The 20,211-nt window shown below is 57.4% G+C and carries 15 protein-coding genes; 9 read left to right on the top strand and 6 right to left on the bottom strand.

Annotated elements, in window-relative coordinates; all coding sequences use genetic code 11:
- Positions 1 to 78: 78 nt before the first annotated feature.
- The 3 genes from RSSM_RS20365 to RSSM_RS20355 all read left to right on the top strand — a co-directional run bounded on the left by RSSM_RS20365 (position 79) and on the right by RSSM_RS20355 (position 4,142).
- A complete protein-coding gene (locus RSSM_RS20365; RefSeq protein WP_008683124.1) occupies positions 79 to 1,563 on the top strand; it encodes a sigma-70 family RNA polymerase sigma factor in 1,485 nt (494 codons plus the stop codon).
- 334 nt (positions 1,564 to 1,897) lie between these two features.
- Positions 1,898 to 2,374: a ribosomal protein S18-alanine N-acetyltransferase gene (rimI, locus tag RSSM_RS20360; protein ID WP_173403171.1), complete on the top strand. Its 477-nt coding sequence runs from the start codon at positions 1,898 to 1,900 to the stop codon at positions 2,372 to 2,374.
- A 589-nt stretch (positions 2,375 to 2,963) separates the two neighbouring features.
- A complete protein-coding gene (locus RSSM_RS20355; protein ID WP_044303135.1) occupies positions 2,964 to 4,142 on the top strand; it encodes a lactonase family protein in 1,179 nt (392 codons plus the stop codon).
- Positions 4,143 to 4,168: 26 nt separating this feature from the next.
- On the opposite strand, the gene RSSM_RS20350 is transcribed toward RSSM_RS20355, so the two are convergent.
- The 5 genes from RSSM_RS20350 to mce all read right to left on the bottom strand — a co-directional run bounded on the left by RSSM_RS20350 (position 4,169) and on the right by mce (position 10,572).
- A complete protein-coding gene (locus tag RSSM_RS20350) occupies positions 4,169 to 4,705 on the bottom strand; it encodes a gamma carbonic anhydrase family protein (RefSeq protein ID WP_008683114.1) in 537 nt (178 codons plus the stop codon).
- 78 nt (positions 4,706 to 4,783) lie between these two features.
- Positions 4,784 to 5,779 (bottom strand): methylmalonyl Co-A mutase-associated GTPase MeaB, encoded by a 996-nt coding sequence (gene meaB, locus RSSM_RS20345; protein WP_008683112.1) that lies wholly within the window; start codon positions 5,777 to 5,779, stop codon positions 4,784 to 4,786.
- Positions 5,776 to 7,989: a methylmalonyl-CoA mutase gene (scpA, locus tag RSSM_RS20340; RefSeq protein ID WP_008683110.1), complete on the bottom strand. Its 2,214-nt coding sequence runs from the start codon at positions 7,987 to 7,989 to the stop codon at positions 5,776 to 5,778. The genes meaB and scpA overlap by 4 nt, the downstream gene beginning before the upstream one ends.
- Positions 7,990 to 7,991: 2 nt before the next feature.
- Positions 7,992 to 10,088 (bottom strand): methylmalonyl-CoA mutase subunit beta, encoded by a 2,097-nt coding sequence (locus RSSM_RS20335; protein ID WP_008683107.1) that lies wholly within the window; start codon positions 10,086 to 10,088, stop codon positions 7,992 to 7,994.
- 73 nt (positions 10,089 to 10,161) lie between these two features.
- Positions 10,162 to 10,572, bottom strand: coding sequence for a methylmalonyl-CoA epimerase (gene mce / locus RSSM_RS20330; RefSeq protein WP_008683106.1), 411 nt, complete (start codon positions 10,570 to 10,572; stop codon positions 10,162 to 10,164).
- A gap of 599 nt (positions 10,573 to 11,171) precedes the next feature.
- Between mce and RSSM_RS20320 the strand changes: the two genes are divergently transcribed.
- The 4 genes from RSSM_RS20320 (at position 11,172) to RSSM_RS20305 (ending at position 17,000) form a co-directional block, all read left to right on the top strand.
- Positions 11,172 to 12,434 (top strand): glutamate-5-semialdehyde dehydrogenase, encoded by a 1,263-nt coding sequence (locus RSSM_RS20320; RefSeq protein WP_008683104.1) that lies wholly within the window; start codon positions 11,172 to 11,174, stop codon positions 12,432 to 12,434.
- Positions 12,435 to 12,493: 59 nt separating this feature from the next.
- A complete protein-coding gene (fliM, locus tag RSSM_RS20315) occupies positions 12,494 to 13,744 on the top strand; it encodes a flagellar motor switch protein FliM (RefSeq protein WP_008683103.1) in 1,251 nt (416 codons plus the stop codon).
- Between the two features lie 260 nt (positions 13,745 to 14,004).
- Positions 14,005 to 15,288 (top strand): hypothetical protein, encoded by a 1,284-nt coding sequence (locus RSSM_RS20310; protein ID WP_044303138.1) that lies wholly within the window; start codon positions 14,005 to 14,007, stop codon positions 15,286 to 15,288.
- 845 nt (positions 15,289 to 16,133) lie between these two features.
- The gene (locus tag RSSM_RS20305; protein WP_008683101.1) at positions 16,134 to 17,000 is read left to right on the top strand and encodes a DUF6655 family protein; all 867 of its coding nucleotides are present in this window, start codon (positions 16,134 to 16,136) and stop codon (positions 16,998 to 17,000) included.
- A gap of 118 nt (positions 17,001 to 17,118) precedes the next feature.
- On the opposite strand, the gene RSSM_RS20300 is transcribed toward RSSM_RS20305, so the two are convergent.
- On the bottom strand, positions 17,119 to 17,523 hold the full coding sequence (locus RSSM_RS20300; protein ID WP_008683099.1) for a hypothetical protein: 405 nt from the start codon (positions 17,521 to 17,523) through the stop codon (positions 17,119 to 17,121).
- Positions 17,524 to 18,299: 776 nt separating this feature from the next.
- Here RSSM_RS20300 and RSSM_RS20295 point away from each other — a divergent pair.
- Complete coding sequence (locus RSSM_RS20295; protein WP_236621264.1) at positions 18,300 to 18,530, top strand: GYF domain-containing protein; 231 nt, start codon at positions 18,300 to 18,302, stop codon at positions 18,528 to 18,530.
- 417 nt (positions 18,531 to 18,947) lie between these two features.
- Positions 18,948 to 20,211 (top strand): VWA domain-containing protein (locus RSSM_RS20290; RefSeq protein WP_044303133.1); only part of this gene is annotated, 1,264 nt, incomplete at its 3' end.

The following is a 20,211-nucleotide window of genomic DNA, read 5'->3' as shown; positions in this document are numbered from 1 at the left end:
AGCGAACTGTACCCGATCGCGATTACGTGATCGATTACGTTTGTTTTTCGTCATCACTAACTATGCCCCGATTCCAAGATGCGGCAGACGATCCGGACGGAGGATCTGCAGCACGATCTGCGTTTGCTGATCGAAGACCTGTCGGATTCGGCCGATCTCGACGCGGAGTCGGCGGGAGAACGGGTTCACACGGTCAATGATCTGGCAAAACAGTTTCATGTTTCGACCAAGACCATCAGCCGTTGGCGCGAGGCCGGCCTTGTCAGCCGGAAGTTCCTCTTTGGCAAACGCAAACGCGTCGGCTTCCTGCACAGCAGCGTCGAGCGATTCATCGCCGCCAACCGTGACAAAGTCCGGCGTGGTGAACGCTTCAGCCAACTCAGCAGCGACGAGAAGACCGAGATGATCGAACGTGCCCGGCAACTCGCCGAAGGTGGTGCGAGTCTTTCGGAGGTCACCGTGCAGTTGGCCCAGCAAATGAACCGTTCCCCGGAAACGATCCGCTATACCCTGAAAAACTTCGACGCCCGGAACCAGAAACTCGCGATCTTCCCACACCACCGTGAGTCGTTGACCGAGGAAGACAAACGCGTCGTGGCGCAATTGCACGCTCACGGTGCGACGATTCCGCAATTGTGCAAACGGTTCAAAAGAACCCGCTCGAGCATCCGCCGGATTCTCGACGAAGTTCGTATGCAACAGTTGCTCGAATTGCCGCTCGATCACATCTACAACGAAGACTTCGAGGACCTCAGCCGCGAAGAGGAATACCTCGCCGAAATGCCCGAAGCGAGTGCACCACGCAAAGTGCGTGCTCCATCGGATTTGCCGAGTTACCTCGCCGCACTTTACGACGTCGCGTTGCTCAACCGCGAGCAAGAGGGACACCTGTTCCGCAAGATGAATTACCTCAAGCACCGCGCCGGTGTCTTGCGGGACGAATTGGTCGCCAGCGGTCAGAGCAACAGCGAAACGATGGACAAGATCCAGTCGCTCTACGAGGACGCGGTTCGTGTGAAGAACAAGATCGTGCAAGCGAACCTGCGTTTGGTGGTTTCGATCGCGAAGCGTCACGTCGCCAGCAGCGAAGATTTCTTCTCGCTGATCAGTGACGGGAACATGTCGTTGATCCGCGCCGTTGAGAAGTTCGACTACTCACGCGGTAACAAGTTCAGCACGTACGCGACCTGGGCGATCATGAAGAACTTCGCTCGGACGATCCCGAAAGAGTTCCGTCACCGCGATCGGTTCCGCACCAGTGGCGAAGAGGTATTCGTCGGTCATCAAGATGAACGTCTCGACCCGTACACCGAGGAAACCGTACAGCGACAACGTCAACGCGAGTTGGCCCGGATCCTCGATCGTCTCGACGAGCGTGAGCAGAAGATCATTTCGGCACGTTTTGGTTTGCAACGCGGTGCCGAACCGCTGACGCTCAAGGAAGTCGGGGCCGAGATGGGCGTTACGAAAGAACGCGTTCGTCAGTTGGAAGCTCGTGCATTGAGCAAACTCCGTGACGCCGCTCGTGAAGCCAAAATCGACGTCGAACTCGGAGCGGGCTAACGGTCTCCCTGCCGTATTGGGCGACTCGTTGGCGTTCTGCGGATTGATTGTCGCGGGCGAGTAACGATCGATTTCGCCTAGGCCCCGCAGAGTCCGTCAAGTGCCCTGTTGGTCGCATTTTATGCAGTTTTGAGAGGCAGTTCGTGTTGAGAACACACGTGCTGCCTTTTTCGTTTTCTGTCTTGGTGCCATTTCGATGATCTGCTAATTTCGGATTCCTCGTCGGGGGCACCAGGAAGGTTCACCTATCCGACGAGAGAAACCTTATTGCACCGGAAGGGAGTCCGACGTGGAACACACAAAACAAGCGACCAAAACCGCCCATATCCGCTGGATGATCCGTCGTGACATGCCGGACGTGTTGGGCATCGAAAGTGATTGTTTCGAGTTTTCATGGACCGAAGACGATTTCATTCGCTGCCTTCGCCAACGCAATTGCATCGGAATGGTCGCCGAGTGCGATGACCGCGTCGTCGGCTTCATGATCTATGAGCTGCACAAGAATCGATTGCACATCTTGAACTTTGCTGTCCACAGCGAATACCGTCGCCAAGGCATCGGCAATGTCATGATGCAAAAGCTGTTGGGCAAACTTTCGCAAGAACGCCGCAACCGCATCATGCTCGAAGTTCGCGAGACGAACCTCGAGGCTCAATTGTTCTTCAAGAATCTCGGTTTCAAAGCGATCTCGGTCCTTCGCGATTTCTACGACGATGCCACCGAAGACGCTTACCTGATGCAGTATCGTTATCAGCCGACTGCCGAAGAATTGGCGCAACCGCACAACCGAATCACTCGCATGGCAGGCTAAAGCGAGTTTCGAATTGATGTTGCCGATGTCGCGAGACTTCGGCGGCCTGCACTCTGGCGAATCCAGCCACAGGAATCAAGCACGGCAAACTTCCAAGCGATCTAGTCGTGCGTCAAAGTCTCGTTTTCGGGTAGCGAAACCCGCCAAGACTTTCTGGAGGGCTCGTGAATCACCGAAAGTCTTGGCGACTTTCGCTACGGCCTCGAACCCCCGTTCTTGATCGTGACGCATCAATAGTTGTTTCTGTCAGCTCTCTTTTCAGGTAGCGGGTCTTGTGAAAGATCCTGCTGCATGAGGATCATTCACAAGATCCACCACGGCCGGATCGAAAACCAAGCTGCGACGGAATACTAGAAAGACACGAACTCAGACGACATGAGTTTGGTGAAAAAACGGCGACATGATCGCGAACGGTGTTCGCCTCCATTCACCGTCCTTCCATTTGCAATCATCGAAGACCCTCCTCGACGAGATCGACGGAGGGTTTTTTGATGCGCGGGCGGCAATTCGGTTGGAATTCCCAAAACAGATGGCGGAAGGATTACACTGATCCGGAAATTCCCTTCCCCTCCTCGAGAGAGCCCCGCCGATGAATCGCACCGTGTGCCCTGCCTTCCTAGTATCCGTTTGTTTCTTCTTGGCAGGGACTGTGGCTAGCGGCCAAACTGTCGATGTCTGGTTTGGGACATCAACGGGACGCAACAGTGAGAGTCGCGGGATCTATCACGCGACCTTCGACATGGAGACCGGAAAGCTCAGCCGGGCGACGCTCGCCGCCGAGACCCGGAGTCCCGGTTTCCTCGCCATGCATCCCAACGGAAAGGTTCTCTACGCGACCGGCAGTCCCGCGTCCGCAAACTCGACGTCGAACGATAACGTTTCTGCGTTTCGAATCACGGGACCGGTCGGGAAGGCGAAGTTGGAATACATCAACTCGGCTCCGACCGGCGATGGTGGAGCGGCGCATGTCTCAACAGACCGAGACGGCAAAGTATTGATGTCGGCCCAATACGGAGGCGGTTCGACGACCTTGTATCAGCTCGCGGAAGACGGATCGGTCAAACACGTCGAAGTGAAAGAGCATTCCGAACTATTGCCCAAAGCCGGATCGGGTGTTGTCCCCAAACGACAAGACCATCCGCATGCTCACTGGACGGGGACCTCGCCGGATAATCGTTTTGCATTTGTGCCGGACCTTGGAATGGATCGGGTCGTGATTTGGAAGCTCGACACTGAGACGCCAGCGTTGACCCCTCACGGTTTCGGTGTTTGTCCTCCGGGCGGTGGACCGCGGCACATGAAGTTCAGCCCAGACGGATCGCGTGTCTATGTGCTCAATGAGTTGGCATTGTCGCTCACCGCGTTCGACTACGACGCGGAAAAGGGAGTGATGACACCGGGACAGACGATTCGCACACTATCGGAAGTGGTGAAAGCGAAAGAGACGTTCAACAGCGCGTCGGAAATCCGTGTGCATCCTTCGGGACGTTTCATTTATACCGCGAACCGCGGCAACGATAGCATCAGTGCATTCCGCGTCGATGACAACGGTGTGATGTGGCTGATCGAGGTCGAGCCGATTCGGGGTGCGTGGCCACGTAACTTTGGCATGGATCCGAGCGGTCGTTGGCTGATCGTCGCCGGCCAACAGAGCAATACTGCGACCGTCTTTGCGATCGACCAAGAAACCGGGGAATTGCAATTCATTCGCGAGACGGTAGCGGTTCCTTCGTCGATCTGTGTGCTCTTCGGAACACCCAACAATTAACCGTTGTTATAGAGCTTCGCCCGCGTTCAGGCGTCTGGCGTGGGCGATTCTTCTTGGAACCAACTTGCGTACATCATGTAGTTGTTGGCGATCTTTTCGATCATTTCTTTCGCCTGCTCAGGATCGACGTCTTTGATCCGCCGAGCAGGAGTGCCTGCGTAGAGGCTGCCTGGTTCAACTTTGGTGCCTTGCAGTACGACCGAACCGGCACCGATGATCGATCCTTCACCGATGTGTGCGTGATCGAGAATGACCGAGTTGATCCCGATCAAACAATTTTGGTCGATGCGTGCGCCGTGTACACAGACGTTGTGTCCGATCGAAACGTTATCGGCGATCTCGATGACGGACTTTTGATACAGAGTATGGAGCACCGCACCGTCTTGAACGTTGACTCGGTTGCCGATGCGGATCGAGTTAACGTCCCCGCGGAGCACCGTGCTGAACCAGCACGAGCAATCATCGCCCATCACCACGTCACCAACGACAACGCTGTTATCAGCGAAGAAACAGTTCTCTCCGAACTGGGGAGTGAATCCGCGAACGGTTTTGATGATCGGCATGGAGCGACTCTCGGTCTGGTGAAGGGTTCGTATGAGTGACGCGTGGGGGCATTCACGCGCCACCGACGTTTCTAACGACTATGTGTCTAACTTCAATGCGGCGAACAACTGTCTCGCCCCTGCGGCGGGTGGCATTTCGCCCGCGAGCACCCGGTCCTCGACATCGTCGCAGATCTCTTGCACTCCGGGGTGTGTGTGCAACGTTTGGCGCAGTCGGTCTTCCACGATCGACCACAGCCAACGAAGGTTTTGCTGTTGTCGTCTTTGTTCGAACCGCTGGGTTTGTTTGTCACGGTGACAGCGAGTTTGGATGGCATTCCAAACGTCCTCGATGCCTTCCTTTTCCAACGCACTGCAGGTCAGGATCGCTGGTGGCGAGTCGTTTCCGCTGCCGGAGATCGAGTCCAACGCGTTGTGGTATTGCTGCGCCGCCAAGCGAGCGGGTTTCCGATTGGCACCGTCTGCTTTGTTGACCGCGATCACATCGATGAGTTCGAGCAAGCCGCGTTTGATCCCCTGCAGTTCATCGCCTGCCCCTGGCAACATGATTCCCAGGAAGCAATCGGTCATGTCGGCGACCATCGTTTCGCTTTGTCCGACGCCGACCGTTTCAACCAAGACGACGTCATAGCCAGCCGCTTCGGCAACCAGCATGATTTCGCGGGTCTTGTTCGCCACGCCGCCGAGCGTACCGGCCGACGGTGAGGGGCGAATGAACGCGTTGTCCTCGGCAGCCAACTTACCCATCCGGGTTTTGTCACCGAGGATACTGCCGCCGGTGATCCCGCTCGACGGATCAACCGCGAGGACGGCGACGCGCAGCCCTTTGGACACGAGCAACAATCCGAGTGCTTCGATAAAGGTACTCTTGCCGGCACCGGGAGCACCGGTGATTCCGACTCGCAGTCCGCCGCCGGTGTGCGGCATCAAGCGGGTCAGCAGTTCTTCGGCGATCGGGATGTGTCGTGGGCTGCTCGATTCGACGAGGGTGAATGCCCGCGCGAGCATCGATACGTTTTGGCCGCGGACGCCATCGAAATAGTCATCCGCGGTTAAGACTTTGCGACGGCTCATGCGGAGGCATCGTCGGATTCGATGCCGAGATCGAGCTCTTGGCTCAACCGTTTCAACAACGCTCCGGCGGCGTCACTGATGACCGTTCCCGGTCCGAACACCGCAGCGGCTCCGGCGTCATAGAGTGCCTGGTAATCCTGCGGTGGGATCACACCGCCGGCGACGATCATGATGTCTTCACGATCGAGTTTGGCCAGTTCTTCGCGGAGCTGCGGGACGAGGGTTAGGTGACCGGCGGCGAGTGAACTGACACCGACGATGTGCACGTCATTCTCGACAGCCTGTTTGGCGGTCTCGGCCGGCGTGCGGAACAGCGAACCGATGTCAACGTCGAACCCGAGGTCAGCGAACGCCGAGGCGATCACCTTCTGGCCACGGTCGTGTCCGTCTTGGCCCATTTTTGCCACGAGGATCCGTGGCCGTCGCCCTTCGGCTTTCTCAAACGCGGTGACGAGATCTTGAACAGCTTGCACCGATGAGTTTCCTTCCGTTTCGCTAGCGTAAACACCTCGGACGGCTTGAACGGGAGCTTCATAGCGTCCATACACCGTTTCGAGGGCGTCACTCATTTCGCCCACGGTGGCTTTCGCACGAGCGGCGGCGACAGCCACTTCGAGCAGGTTTTTGCTCGAGTCGTTCGCGGCCACCTTCAGTTCGGCGAGCCTTGCGTCGACTTCGTTTTGGTCGCGATCTTCACGCAGTCGTTTGAGGCTCGCAATTTGAGCTTCGCGGACGGCGGTGTTGTCAACCGAGAGCACCTTCAAGTCGTCTTCTTTGGCGAGCCGGTATTTGTTCATACCGATCACGGTTTGTTGTCCCGAATCGATGCGAGCCTGCGTGCGAGCGGCAGCTTCCTCGATCCGCATTTTCGGGATACCGGCTTGGATGGCTTTGGTCATCCCGCCGGCGGCATCAACCTCGGCGAGGTGTTCCCACGCCCGCTGAGCCAAATCGTGCGTCAGTTTCTCAACGTAGTAACTGCCTGCCCACGCGTCGACGACATCGCAGGTATCGGTTTCCTGTTGCAGGAACAACTGCGTGTTCCGAGCGATCCGTGCGGAGAAATCCGTCGGCAACGCGATCGCTTCGTCCAACGCGTTGGTGTGCAGCGATTGCGTGTGACCGTGAGTGGCCGCCATCGCTTCGACGCACGTGCGGATGACGTTGTTGTAAACGTCTTGAGCGACGAGGCTCCAACCGCTCGTTTGACTGTGGGTTCGCAGCGAGAGGCTCTTGGGTTGTTTCGGGTTGAACTGCTTGATCAGTTTGGCCCAAATCATACGTGCCGCTCGCAGTTTGGCGACTTCCATGAAGTAGTTCATTCCGATGCCCCAGAAGAAGGACAGTCGGGGGCAGAACGCGTCCACATCCAGGTTTGCCTTGATTCCGGTGCGAACGTATTCGAGGCCATCGGCGAGTGTGTATGCCAACTCCAAGTCAGCTGTCGCACCGGCTTCCTGCATGTGGTAGCCGCTGATGCTGATGCTGTTGAATCGAGGCATGCACCGGCTGGTGTAGTCAAAGATGTCCGCAATGATCCGAATGCTCGGCTCGGGTGGATAGATATAGGTGTTGCGAACCATGAACTCCTTCAGAATGTCATTCTGAATCGTTCCCGATAGCTGCTCCGGTGCAACGCCTTGTTCTTCCGCGGCGACGATGTACAACGCCATCACGGGGAGCACGGCACCGTTCATCGTCATCGACACGCTCATCTTGTCCAACGGAATACCGTCGAACAGGGTTCGCATGTCATAGATGCTGTCGATCGCGACACCCGCCATGCCGACGTCACCGGCCACCCGTGGGTGATCGGAGTCGTATCCTCGGTGGGTCGCCAAATCGAACGCGATCGACAAGCCCTTCTGTCCGGCGGACAGGTTGCGGCGGTAGAACGCGTTGGATTCTTTTGCGGTCGAGAACCCGGCATACTGTCGAACCGTCCATGGACGCATGACATACATCGTCGGATAGGGCCCACGCAGGAACGGGGCGAAACCCGGCATGGTTTCCAGGTGATCGACCCCGGACAAGTCCGCCGACGTGTAGAGCCCTTGGATTGGGATCTGTTCGTTCGTTTTCCAGTCCAGTCGCGATGGATCACCTCCGATCGCTTCGGCCCAATTTTCAGTAGTTGGTTTTGTCGCCGTTTCCGATTGCAGTGGCAGGTCGGCGAAGTTCGGCAATTTGGTGGCGTTGGTCGTATTCATGGCTAGAGTACCCCCTCTTGTGCTAGTAACTCGCGGAGCGTGCCGAGCACGTCGCACTTCATAAAGATAAATCGATCGACGCCGGCGTTTCGCCACGTCTCTTCATTGGCTCCGGGGAAGCCCGCCACAATGACCGTGCGTGCTCCGGCGTCTTTCAACGCCTTCGCGACCGGAGCGACCATGTCGGCATAAAGTTTGTCCGACGAACAGATCACCGCGATGTTGGCTTCGCTTTCTTTGAACGCCTTGACGGCCGCATCGGCGTCCGCACACGATTCACTCGCGATGGTGTCGAACCCACCTGCCTCGAAGAAGTTTTTCGAGTAAGTCGCACGCGCGGTGAAGTGAGCGACCGGTCCCATATTGGCTAAGAAGACATGCGGTCGGTGTCCCTCTTTCTCCGTCCATCGGTCGCTGGCGTCGCGAAGTTCTTCGAACGGTTGTGCAAACGCATGTGGTTCGATCGGTGCGATCGTAGTCGCCTCCTCCTCGAATCCGAGTGCGTTGGCGATTTGAGATATCGTCGCTCCCATGTCGGCGGCTTGGAACGCCATCTCGACACGCGAAGAAATACCCGCGAGCTGTTCCAACGCGACCCCAGATTTGTCTTGCTGGGCAATGCGTTTGGAAGCATTGCCGCGAAGAGCATTGAGGTCCGGCGGCTCACTTTCGACTCGCTGCTCGGTCAGGTTCGGGAACTCGCTGACCCCGGTGATGCCTTCTTTCCGTGAGGCGATGTCTTTCGCCCGTGGTGCGTAGGCGGTGTCGAGTTGTTCGCGAATATGATCGTTCATCAAGGCAGCTAGCATGCCCCCCTGGCGTTCGATTTCTTGGAACACCTCCCAACCTTTTTCGGCAACGTCTTTCGTCAGTTTTTCGAGGAACCAACTTCCTCCGGCCGGGTCGAGCACGCGGTGCAGGTGCGATTCCTCCTGCAAGACCAAGACGGTGTTTCGGGCAATCCGGCGGCTGAATTCATCTGGTAACTTTGCCGCGTGATCAAACGGCAGCGACGTGACCGCTTCGACACCTCCGACGATCGCTGCGAACATGGCAACACTGTTTCGCAGCAGGTTCACGTAAGGGTCACGCTGCGTCATCACGCGGTTGCTGGTTCGGGCGTGAATCCGCATGCCCACCGGTGGGCAACCGGACGCTTCGAGTACGCGGGCCCACAGTTGGCGGGCGGCGCGGATCTTGGCGATCGCTAAAAAGTGGTGTGTCCCTATGCTCATGCGGAAGTGAATCTGCCGCACCGCGTCTTCGATCGGCATGCCCGCTGCGGTCATCGCTCGCAGGTATTCCACCGCGGTCGACATCGCCATCGCAACGTCCTGAGCAGCGGTCGCACCGGAGTCGTGATACGGCGAGGTGTCGACCGACACGGCGGTCGCTTTGGGGTAGTTCTGTGCTGTCCAGTTCGCCAACTCCGCCATGTCGGCGAGTGCTTGCTCGGGGGCAACCTGCAGTTCCCCTTCACGTGCGAGCGTTGCGAGCGGATCGGCGTTGAAGCAACCGCGTGCGGCGTCGTCGGCGATGCCCCGTTTCTTCCAAACCGCAGCGAGAGTCGCCGCACCGGGAAGGAAAGCACCGCCGGCATCAACCGTCACGTCGAGCAGGTTCATGTGAACGCCCGCTAGGACAGCGTCGAGGTCATCGGCGCCGCAAACCATCACTCCGTCCTGGCCACCGAGATGACCGTATTGTGGATCATCGACGCCAAAACCATGTCGAGCCGCGGTGTCAAAACGCAGTGCCAACGAAGTCACGCCGCCGGCGAGGTCACCGAGAATCGCTTCGTTGCTCTTTTCGATATCCGGATGAGCATGCTCCTGCCGCAGATCCATGCCACACATGACCGGACCCTGCGGATGCGAACCGCGAATGAACGGTGCAAAGCCCGGCATCCCCGCCGAGTCTTCGCCCAAATCGTCACGCAGCGTGTACACCGGCTGGATCTCGATGCCTTCGTACGTATGCGAAACTAATTTGCGTTCGAATGGGGCACCCTTGAGGTCGGCCTCGACGGTGGAACGCCATGTGTCGTAATCAACCGGCGGAAAGTCATCCGCGATGGTCAGTTCAGGAATCGTTGACATGCTAATCTCTCTCGTTGGAGCGTGCTTTACTGCTATGGATTCTTATCGATTGATGAGAGGTCGGTTCAACTGTTTATTGAGGTGGTTGGCATAACTCGGTCAAAACGCCGCAGCTACTCTTGGGGTGAATGAATGCGATCTTCATGTGGTGAGCCCCCGGACGTGGAGTTTCATCAATCATTCGCAAACCCTCGTCCTTCAATTCAGCGATCCGTGCAGGAAGGTCATCGACGGTGAACGCCATGTGGTGCATGCCTTCGCCACGTTTCTCGATGAACTTCGCGATCGGGCTGTCGGAGGCGGTCGGTTCGAGCAGTTCCAATCGAACGTCGTTAATCTTGTAGAACGCGACCCGCACTTTTTGGCTGGGGACTTCTTCGACACCTTCGAATTCGGCGCCCAACGAATCCGCGTAGAAGGACTTTTGGTCATCGAGTGACCGCACGGCGATTCCGATGTGGTTAAGTGATTTTACCGGTTGCATGAGCCTTTTCCTTTTGGCGGTGAGAAGTAATCTCTCGCACGCATCGGTGCGTTGAGTGTGAGGTCATTCTGGACGTCGGCGCCGGGGTGTAAAGGCAATGCGTCAAAGTGAAGCGCATTATCAATATCAAAAAGGAGTAGAAGCTCGACCGGCGTGTAGGCCACAGACACCCGATCCGTGGAAGCCGTCTGCACTCGCTAGCTGCGCGGCAACTCGCTTGCTTGGCGAACTCGAACGGAAACGGATTGAGTCATCATTCTATGAGAAGTCCGTGCACCAAAGTTGGGCGAGGTGGGACATCTTTCGTTAGGCTTCATCAAAAATTGTTGCAGTCGACCCCTGCCTGCGCTTCCGCAACGGACGGCACCGCACCGTGAATGGGCTTTCGCGAGTGGTAGGCCTTTGGTGTTCTGCCTGATTCCGGGAGGGGGCGGCGTCTGGATTCGCCATTTCCCGAATCGTCCGCTTCCCGAAACGCCGGCTTCCTGAATCGTTCGCTTCCTGAATCGTTCGTTGCTCCTTGCGTTTCCGCGGCGTCTTGTCCTAAGCTGCACGGCCCTTTCACAACGCCCACACGAAATCCCTCTAGATCAAACCGCATGTCTTCTGAGTTGTCTGACACTTGTTTGAAAATCGCTACCGCTGCCAAGGCTGCTTCCCGCGAGCTAGCTTCGCTTGACACATCGATCAAAGACCGTTGGTTGCTCGAATCGGCCGACGCGTTGGTCGCCGCAACCGCAGAGATTCTCGCCGCCAATGAAAAGGACTTGGCCGCCGCACCGGGGTATGGACTGACCGACGCGAGCGTGGACCGGCTGCGGCTCGATCCGAGCCGGATTGAGGGCATTGCCACCGGTTTGCGAGAAATTGCCGCGTTGAAAGACCCGATCGGCGAAGTCCTCGACGGATTCACGCGGCCGGGCGGGTTGCGAATCGAGAAACGACGGGTGCCACTCGGCGTCGTATTCTTTATCTACGAAAGTCGCCCCAATGTAACCGCTGACGCTGCAGGTATTTGCGTCAAGAGCGGCAATGCCGTGATTCTCCGCGGCGGTAAGGAGGCGATGCACAGCAGCCAGGCGATTGTCAAAATACTCGGTGAAGTCGCGGCCAAAGTCGGCGTTCCGGAAAACGCCGTGCAATTGGTCGGCACCACCGACCGTGCCGCCGTCGGCGAATTCCTGAAAATGAACGAATTGATTGACGTCACGATCCCACGTGGCGGCGAAGGCCTGATTCGCCGCGTCGCGGCCGAGGCCACCATGCCGGTGATCAAGCACTACGACGGCAATTGCCACGTCTATGTGGATGCCAATGCCGATGTGGCGATGGCGGTCGACGTGATCGAAAACTCGAAGTGCCAGCGTCAGGGGGTTTGCAACGCCTGCGAATCGTTGCTGATTCACGAGAGCATTCTCGCCGAAGCATTGCCCGCGATCGGCGAGCGGTTGGCCTCACGTGGGATCGAAATGAGGGCTGATGAGCGAGCGGCCGCTCATCTTCCAGGTGCGATTCCTGCGACCGAAGAGGACTTTGGCACCGAATTTCTCGGCCCCGCGATCAGCATCGCGGTCGTCGATTCGCTCGAACAGGCTGCCGATCACATCGCCCGATATGGCTCGGGGCACACCGAAGCGATCATCACCCGCGACATCGCGACGGCCGAACGTTTCACGGATTTGGTCGACAGTTCTGCGGTGATGGTCAACGCCAGTACGCGGTTCAACGACGGCGGAATGTTCGGTTTAGGGGCCGAAATCGGAATTTCCACCGATAAGTTCCACGCTCGTGGGCCATGCGGGTTGCGAGAATTGACCAGCTACAAGTACATCGTACGTGGGAACGGTCATTTGCGAAGCTGAGGTTTTTTTAGTCCGACGAGTCACTGAGCCAAAACCAAGTCGAAAATCTGCTCAAGGCGATGGAAACGGCCAATCTGGACGAGGAAGCGTCCCCGGCCGCTCCCGAATCGGACGAAAAATCCGCCGAGGCCGCTGCTGCGCCCGTGGAAGAGACCGAGGCGGAAGCCTCTCCGGCACAACCCGAGGCCGCCGAAGATGATCGCGGTCCGATGATCTCGGGCACCAAAGCACGGGCTCCCGAGGGGAAACCGTATTCGCCTGGAGTGCTCCCCGGTGCCCGCATCACCGCCTACGACTTCAAACGCCCCGAACGCGTCGGTAAAGACCAAATGCGGGCGATGCAGTCGCTCCATGAGTCGATCGCTCGTAATTTTGGCGCGTCGATCTCGGGGCTGTTGCGGACAATGCTCGAGGTGAAACTCCTCAGTGTGGATCAGCTGACTTACAGCGAGTTCGTCTTTTCGCTGGATAACCCCAGTTGTTTCAACATTATCCAACCGGCACCTTTGGAAGGTCACTGGGTGCTCGACATCGCACCGTCGTTGGCTTTCGCGATTATCGATCGGATGCTCGGCGGCGACCCCGTTCCGGGCGAAACGATCCGGCGTCCGTTGACGGAAATCGAAACCCGGTTGATGTGCCGCGTCGTCGAGTTGTTTCTCGAACAAATCGTCCCGGCCTGGGAAAACGTGATCAAACTCGAGCCGGTGATCGAATCCACCGAGAGCAACCCACAGCTCGCCCAGATCGTTCCACCGAACGAGGTCGCGATTTTGATCGGTTTCGAGGTGTTGCTTGGCAAAAACCGCGGAATGATGAATCTGTGTATCCCGTTCAATACGATCGAGAAATACAACGCCAAACTTTCTCGAAACGGATGGGTCGGTTACGGAAAGAGCAAACCCACCGACTCGACTCGACAGAAGATCACCGACAGCATCGATTCCGCGGCGGTCGACGTAGTGGTCACGCTCGCACGAAGCCGAATCAAGACGAGTGATCTGCTCGATCTGTCGGTTGGCGACATCATCACGACCGAACAAGAAGTCGGACAGTCTCTCGAAGTTTCGATCCAAGACGTGCCGAAGTTCCACGCCTCCGCGGGAGCCTACAAAGGCAAGAAAGCTGTCCAGATTCAATCGATGATGGAAAGTCGGCGTCGAACCAACGACGCCGAAGTTGATCCTCAAGCGGCCGATTCGGATGCACCGACCGAGGCGTCGGAAGAGGAGCAACCCGCCGAAGACAATCCGGCCGAGCAAGCACTCGCAAACGCTGAAAAACTGCTGGCCGCAGCGGAAAAACGCTAGAGCGTTTTGAAATTCTGCGTGTCTGATCGCTGTGGCGGAATTCGCCGGAATTCAGGCCACCGAAGTTTGGCGACATCGACTGCATCCTTGTTAGAGGCGGCCTCTCACGGCGAAAGCTGCCGGCGTCAACCGAGTTTTCCTCGCGATTCATCTTGCGTGGTGCTGCCGGAAATTCTTATAGCTGGAACAACGGTCGACGGCTCTTAGGCGTGCTCGTCACCGGCTATTCGACGCCGTTCCTCTTGCACTACGAACACAACATGCGACGCAATCCAACACCTCTCGCACCGCCTTCAGTGTTGTTATGGGGGAGAGCCGGAATGACTGCGATTCTCGCCCTCGCGTTTTTGCTTCTTGCCGACGTCGTTTCCGCACAAGGGATGGCGCTCCCTTCGAGTTCCGTCTCGCGGTCGCAACCTCCGTCGACTCAGTCGCAAGGTGGTTTCGTGCCACGCGCCGCGGATACCCCGCCGAGTCTTCAGGCGGCGCCCAACCAAAACAATTCGAACGTCGGCGCGGGCGGACAGCTTAGCTCCGGCGGGCAACTCCCGCGTGGTGCCGGCCAAGAACACCGCGTTTACGACCTTCGGCCCTACACCGGTTACCTGACGACGCACGACCGACCGCATCAGGCCGTTGTCGATTGGATCGTTCGCGAAACCGGGACCGACGTTTGGCATACCGAGCCGTTCGGTTTCATGAGTGCCGATCGTGACGGACTCACCGTTTACCATACCAATGAAATGCATCAGGTCATTGCCGGTATCGTCGATCGATTTGTCGCCGGCGACAAGGATCCGCAGGTGATGAACCTAAAGGTCATGACGGTCGGCAATCCGAACTGGCGATCGCGTGCTCACACGCTGATGCAACACGTCAACGTGCAGTCGCCCGGCATTCAAGCATGGTTGTTGACCAAAGAGAACGCCGCTCTTGTGATGAACCTGCTGCGACAACGCACCGACGTCCGACAAGTCCAGGCGGTTGACCTGATCATGCACAACGGACAAACCGAGAAACTCGCGAGCACCCGCGGTCGCAACTATGTCATCAACGTCAAACCGTCGCCTGCGGGATGGCCACCGTACGAACCCGAAACCGGTGAAATCCAGGAAGGCTACCAACTCGAACTCAGCCCGCTGCTGAGCGTCGATGGTCGGACGCTCGATTGCGTCATCAACGCGAACATCGATCAAGTTGACAAGTTCGTGCCCGTTGAACTCGACTTGCCGTTGCCGAACCAACAAGTTCACCGTACCAAGATCGAAGTCCCACAATTGGTCAGCTGGCGTTTGCACGAACGATTCCGTTGGCCTTCGGACATGGTGCTGTTGCTTTCGTGCGGAGTCGTCGCGAGCCCAGATCGGACTCAGTCTGCAGTGCCGTTCCTCGACTTCGGAGCGATCACGGGAACCACCGCTGGTCGTGCTGACGCGTTGATGTTTGTCGAGTTCCGCGGCAAGGCGTCACAAAACCTGACGCAGGCCCCGCTCGTCCCACAGGTCAGCAGCCGCGTTTCGGCACCCAACCGCGGACGCTATTAAGCCGTTCGCGAGCAAGCTGGTCTACTCGGCGCCCGAGCTCGAACACGGCCCGTTTTCAAAACGCTCTCGAATTCCGACGCAGCTCGGTCTTCGGGTAGGCGGTATTGGATCTTGTGAAAGATCCCCATGCAGCAGGATTTTTCACGAGATCCACTACCCGAAAAGAACGTTGACACAAACCAATCGTTTTGAATGGTCTGCTCGTTGGGACCGCAGGATGTGCGCATCCGTTCCGGGCAGACCGATCCACATAACGTTCACCATGTTGCGCCGGCAACATATCTCTAGTATTCCACTGCAGCGTGGCTTTCGGGTGGAATCGTAGTGGATGACGCAAGGAATCTCCTTGCGTGACTAGCGCGTCAAGGACTCGTCGCCTCGTCCACTACCCGAAAATCAAGTTGACGTGAAGTACTAGATGACACTTGGCGTCGTAACGTTGGCGTACTGGGCCGGCTAGCCTTGCTCTGGCCCAACGTCATCGCCCGGTATCGGGACTCGGTTTTTAGGTGCGTGACACGTTGCCTTTACGATGCCACTGTCTTATTCGAACGTCGGGTAGTGTGATTACTGACCCTCTTTGGGGGTTCGGGGAAAGACGATTGGCCTACGAGGATAGGGGGAATGGGGCGAGTGGCGTTTTCCTCTTGCAATGGTTGACCGGAGATTGGTATGTCAGCGGTGTTGAGGTCTGACCTCGACCGTTCAGTCGCACTGAGAGATTTCAACTCTCGTGCGGCGGATCGCCTTCCAAACATTCCCTCCTTTCCGAATTGTGAGCCGACAGCGTTCACGCTGGTGTTGTGTGTTCGAGTAATCCGTCACAGCCGATTTTCACATCTACCATGTTATCCGGATTCGCTCCGGTTTATGCGGCCTTGCCGTGTTTGCTGCTCATGTGCCTGATCGGGTGTGGAACAACCCGAGACCACCAGGCCACCGAACAATTGCTCTTGTCGGACGCCGTCGATCGCAGTGTCTCGACCATTGATTTTCGACCGCTCAGCGGTGAGAAGGTGTTCCTAGACACCAGCTATCTGCGGTCGGTCAAAAGTGATTCCTTTGTCAACGCAGACTACGTCACCAGCGCCCTGCGGCAGCAGATCATGGCTGCCGGTTGTTTGATGCAGGACAGCAGCAAGGACGCGGACATTGTCATCGAGGCACGCATCGGAACACTCGGTGCCGACGATCATCGTGTGACGTTCGGTGTTCCCGAGAACAACATGATCGGATCCGCAGCGACACTGCTGCCTGGGGCTCCATCGGTACCGCAGGTGCCCGAGATCGCGCTCGCTCGGAGAGACGCACGCGAAGGAGCGGCGAAGATCGCAGCGTTTGCTTACGACCGCGAAACCCGCAAAGCGATTTGGCAATCCGGAATCAGCCAATCACGCTCGACCGCGCGAGACACATGGGTGATGGGTGTCGGGCCGTTCCAAGCCGGTTCGATCCGATCCGAAACACGTCTCGCGGGGAGCAGCCTGAGGAAGTTCGGCCGTCGAAACACGGGGTCGCCCCCAAATTCATTTGACCGTCCGCCCGTCGACTACACAGCCGAAACACGATTCGACGAAGGTTGGCCGGTTCTCGAAAACGAGTTGGGCGACGGCCGCGGAATGATACCGGGCACCGGTTTGGTACCGGGTGACGAGTTGCCGCCGATGATTGCTCGAGAGATTGACCTCGAATCTGAAACCACGAAGCGATAGCCGGCACGAGGCCGTGGGTAGGTAACCACAGCGAAGCGATTCGTAGCCGAGGAGCGGCCACGTTTCTTTCAAACATGCCGCCGTTATTGCCACTGGCTCACGGCGGCTTGGAACAGTTCTAGGCGTCTTCGGACGAAGCTGTGGTCTTTTGGTATCCCAAGGAACGCAGAACAACCAACATCTCATCGCAGGTGATGTATCGACGATGGTGTTTGAGTTTGTACGCGTCGATCGCCGACGCCAACTCGCGTCCTTCGGCGGAAAGTCCTGAGTGGCTGCTGCCGAACTGACGGCGTTCCACTCCGGTGCGTCCGCGCTGTCCCGATCGATCGGAAGAGCGGCGATCTTTCAATGATCCGCGCGAGCCATCTGATTCGGCGCTCTGCGTCGATGACGGGATGGTGGGTAACAATCCCATCGAAGCAGCTGTGGCTCGGTCGTGTGCAAACTCTGACGACGAGCTCAAACCGGAACCGGATCCGGACGAGTTGGGGAAGTCAGAAAAAGCAGGAGAGAGTGTCATAAAACAAGGATCCTTATCTGAAGCGAGAGTTCGTTTCCTCGAAACGAACGACGCTGCGTGGCGGTTAGTGGTTTGCACAACAGACGGACGCATTCCGAAACGCGACCGGCCCACCGCGCCAGCAAACCGTTCACGTCAACACTAGGTCAGAATCGTTTGCGGCGTCGGGCATTTTCCCGATTGCGAGCCAGATTCCGCTGCGGTTTGCGAGGGTCATCACGTCTACATCGAGATCAACGAGGCCACAGCCCGGTCAATTCAGGCCGCGGTTTCAATTTTCACCCCTCCTGAAATCGTCGGTTTTCACCCATCCGCAGGCACGGTCGCAGCTCCCTGCTAGGTTCCGAGCTGACAATTTGCCGCACCAAACTGCATCGGGGCTAACCATTCAGGGGGGTGGCTGGGCAAGATCGTCAAACGGAAAACTGACAATGTTTTTGTATTACGAATGATCGCAGGGAGACTGATCGTGGTGGGGGATTCTCCCCCCGGGAAAGAGATGGCGAGCAGCATGTTTACCAAACGAGGGGTGTGATGGCTGGCCGTCATTTTGTGCTCGGAAACGGCATCATCATGTTGATGTCAGCGCACGCCGGATTTTGTTGCAATGGTGTGCTGTTTTGCGTTACTATCGTTTTGCGTTGCTGAAAGCAACTTTCAGAAAACTGAATTGTTCGGGAACGCATGGTCCGGTTGAATGGGGCGTCCAGTTGAATTGTCTGGACGCCGACCACGCAACTTTGCTGGCACTGCCAATACCGATGGAGATCCCAACCATGAGCGCAGACTGGTTCTACATGAGCAGCGGATGGTTTCACAAAGCAAAACGGGTGGGACCCATCAGTGAACGTGATCTTCTTCAGCGGATCGACGCAGGGAAGATTCAGCCCGAGACGTTGGTGCAGAGTCGCAAAACGCGGGAACGTTGGGTGCCGATGAGTACGGTTGGTCCCGCGATGGCCCGCTGGCTCAAGGCCAACCCGAACGCCCAGGATCAGGTGAACTGAGCCCTGGCACTTCCTCCCCGGCCCCATCGATTTCTCAGTCCCCATCGATTGCACAGTCTCCATCGATTGCACAGTCCCTCTCAATTTCCCAGTTTCCGTCAATTTCTCAGTCTCTATCAATCGGCTGGATTCGATGGGACGTCGACACCGCACGTCTCTTTCCGCTCGCGTGCCCTGTTTTTGGCACTCCAATCGCGTTGGTTGTCAATTACAACGCTCTTCCAGGGCGAGTGCAGCGGATTGCTGTAGCGTTTTGCAACAGGTGTTGCAAAATGCTACATCCTACAACCGGAACCCCAATCTGCCCTCGCCCGCCTGGAACGAGGGTTTTTTCGTGGAATCTGAGTTTTCGACAAATAAACTGAACCCGTTCCGCACGCTCTCACGCCACAACATGTCCTATAACGAGTGATTTGCATGAAATCGCGAGCGTATCGCTTCTCTTCTCTTTCCCATCTCGAGCCTCCGATGATGACGCCAAGTGCCGACATGGCCCCAATTGACAAACACCGCCAACGAAGTCGTTGGCGAATCGCAAACTTTGCATCGCTGCTGCTGGCATGCTTTGCCAGTGTGTTCTCCCTGACCACGGTTGATGTTGCGGTCGGGCATGCCGACGACGCTTCATCGGCTTCGTTGTCGGGCGAAACTTCGGCTCGGATCGTCAGCTACTCGCTCAACGAGGACGATGCCCCGGCGGTTGCGGTCTCGGTTCAGCCTGGTGCTGACGATGCGATTATGGCTGCGGTTTCGAACCGACCGACCGACGTGGTCGTCGTTGTTGATACTTCGGCGAGTCAAGTTGGTGCCTTCCGCACCGATTCAATGACCGCGGTGAAGATGTTGTTGCGTCGACTCGACAGCGAGAACACTCGCGTGCGTTTGTTCGCCGCCGATGTCGAATCGCTGCCTCTGACGAACGAGTTCACTCCTGCGTTGGCGAAACCGGTCATCCAAGCGGTTCGACAGCTCGATCGCCGGTTGCCACTGGGGAACACCAATCTGGTTAAGATCCTCGACCAGGCGCGACAGCCTTTGGCAAATAGGGACAAACAACACGCTCGTTCGATCGTTTATATCGGCGACGGCACTTCGCTCGACGCGATCCAAAACGAAGTTCGCTTTGAACAACTCGTTGATTCCCTTCGGGCGGACCGAATCAGTGTTCACTCGATTGCGATTGGCCCGACGAAGAACCTCGAAACGATCGCAATTTTGGCGAACCAAACCGGTGGAGTTCTGGGCGTAGTCGGCGACGATGCGACCGTGGGTGGTCCAGCGGTGATCGCCAAAGGCGTTGCGGACTCGGCGAAGATGAGCCCGATTTGGATCGACACCGTGGCAGACGCCAGCGGGAGTTCGGATTCGGTGACTTGGGTTCACGGCGATCGCCTACCGCCTTTGCGACTCGATCGCGATTCGATTTTGATCGGCAGCGTTTCGGCACCGAGCGAAGAGTTGACGCTAACGATCCAAGGCAACGTCGCTGGCAAAGCGATCACGTTGGGGCTCACCGGTGAGATCGAAGACAGTCACCCGGACATGGCTTTCCTGCCCGGTTTGATTTCCGAGCACAGTGATAGCCGCGGGTTGTTGCTGCCGACCGCTGGTTCACCGATGCTGCGACAAACGGCTCAAATGCTTGCTCATCGCGCCGAGGCGTTGGCCGAGGCAGGCAGCA

Origin of the sequence: Aporhodopirellula sallentina SM41 (genome assembly GCF_000346505.1) — a bacterium.
Taxonomy (GTDB): Bacteria; Planctomycetota; Planctomycetia; order Pirellulales; family Pirellulaceae; genus Rhodopirellula; species Rhodopirellula sallentina.
The sequence above is the reverse complement of the archived record's forward strand: the minus strand, read 5'-3'. Positions and strand labels throughout refer to the sequence as shown.

Coding starts and splice junctions, on each gene's coding strand:
- RSSM_RS20365 (WP_008683124.1), top strand. CDS start 79: ATGCGGCAGACGATCCGGACGGAGGATCTGCAGCACGATCTGCGTTTG.
- rimI (WP_173403171.1), top strand. CDS start 1,898: ATGATCCGTCGTGACATGCCGGACGTGTTGGGCATCGAAAGTGATTGT.
- RSSM_RS20355 (WP_044303135.1), top strand. CDS start 2,964: ATGAATCGCACCGTGTGCCCTGCCTTCCTAGTATCCGTTTGTTTCTTC.
- RSSM_RS20350 (WP_008683114.1), bottom strand. CDS start 4,705: ATGCCGATCATCAAAACCGTTCGCGGATTCACTCCCCAGTTCGGAGAG.
- meaB (WP_008683112.1), bottom strand. CDS start 5,779: ATGAGCCGTCGCAAAGTCTTAACCGCGGATGACTATTTCGATGGCGTC.
- scpA (WP_008683110.1), bottom strand. CDS start 7,989: ATGAATACGACCAACGCCACCAAATTGCCGAACTTCGCCGACCTGCCA.
- RSSM_RS20335 (WP_008683107.1), bottom strand. CDS start 10,088: ATGTCAACGATTCCTGAACTGACCATCGCGGATGACTTTCCGCCGGTT.
- mce (WP_008683106.1), bottom strand. CDS start 10,572: ATGCAACCGGTAAAATCACTTAACCACATCGGAATCGCCGTGCGGTCA.
- RSSM_RS20320 (WP_008683104.1), top strand. CDS start 11,172: ATGTCTTCTGAGTTGTCTGACACTTGTTTGAAAATCGCTACCGCTGCC.
- fliM (WP_008683103.1), top strand. CDS start 12,494: ATGGAAACGGCCAATCTGGACGAGGAAGCGTCCCCGGCCGCTCCCGAA.
- RSSM_RS20310 (WP_044303138.1), top strand. CDS start 14,005: ATGCGACGCAATCCAACACCTCTCGCACCGCCTTCAGTGTTGTTATGG.
- RSSM_RS20305 (WP_008683101.1), top strand. CDS start 16,134: ATGTTATCCGGATTCGCTCCGGTTTATGCGGCCTTGCCGTGTTTGCTG.
- RSSM_RS20300 (WP_008683099.1), bottom strand. CDS start 17,523: ATGACACTCTCTCCTGCTTTTTCTGACTTCCCCAACTCGTCCGGATCC.
- RSSM_RS20295 (WP_236621264.1), top strand. CDS start 18,300: ATGAGCGCAGACTGGTTCTACATGAGCAGCGGATGGTTTCACAAAGCA.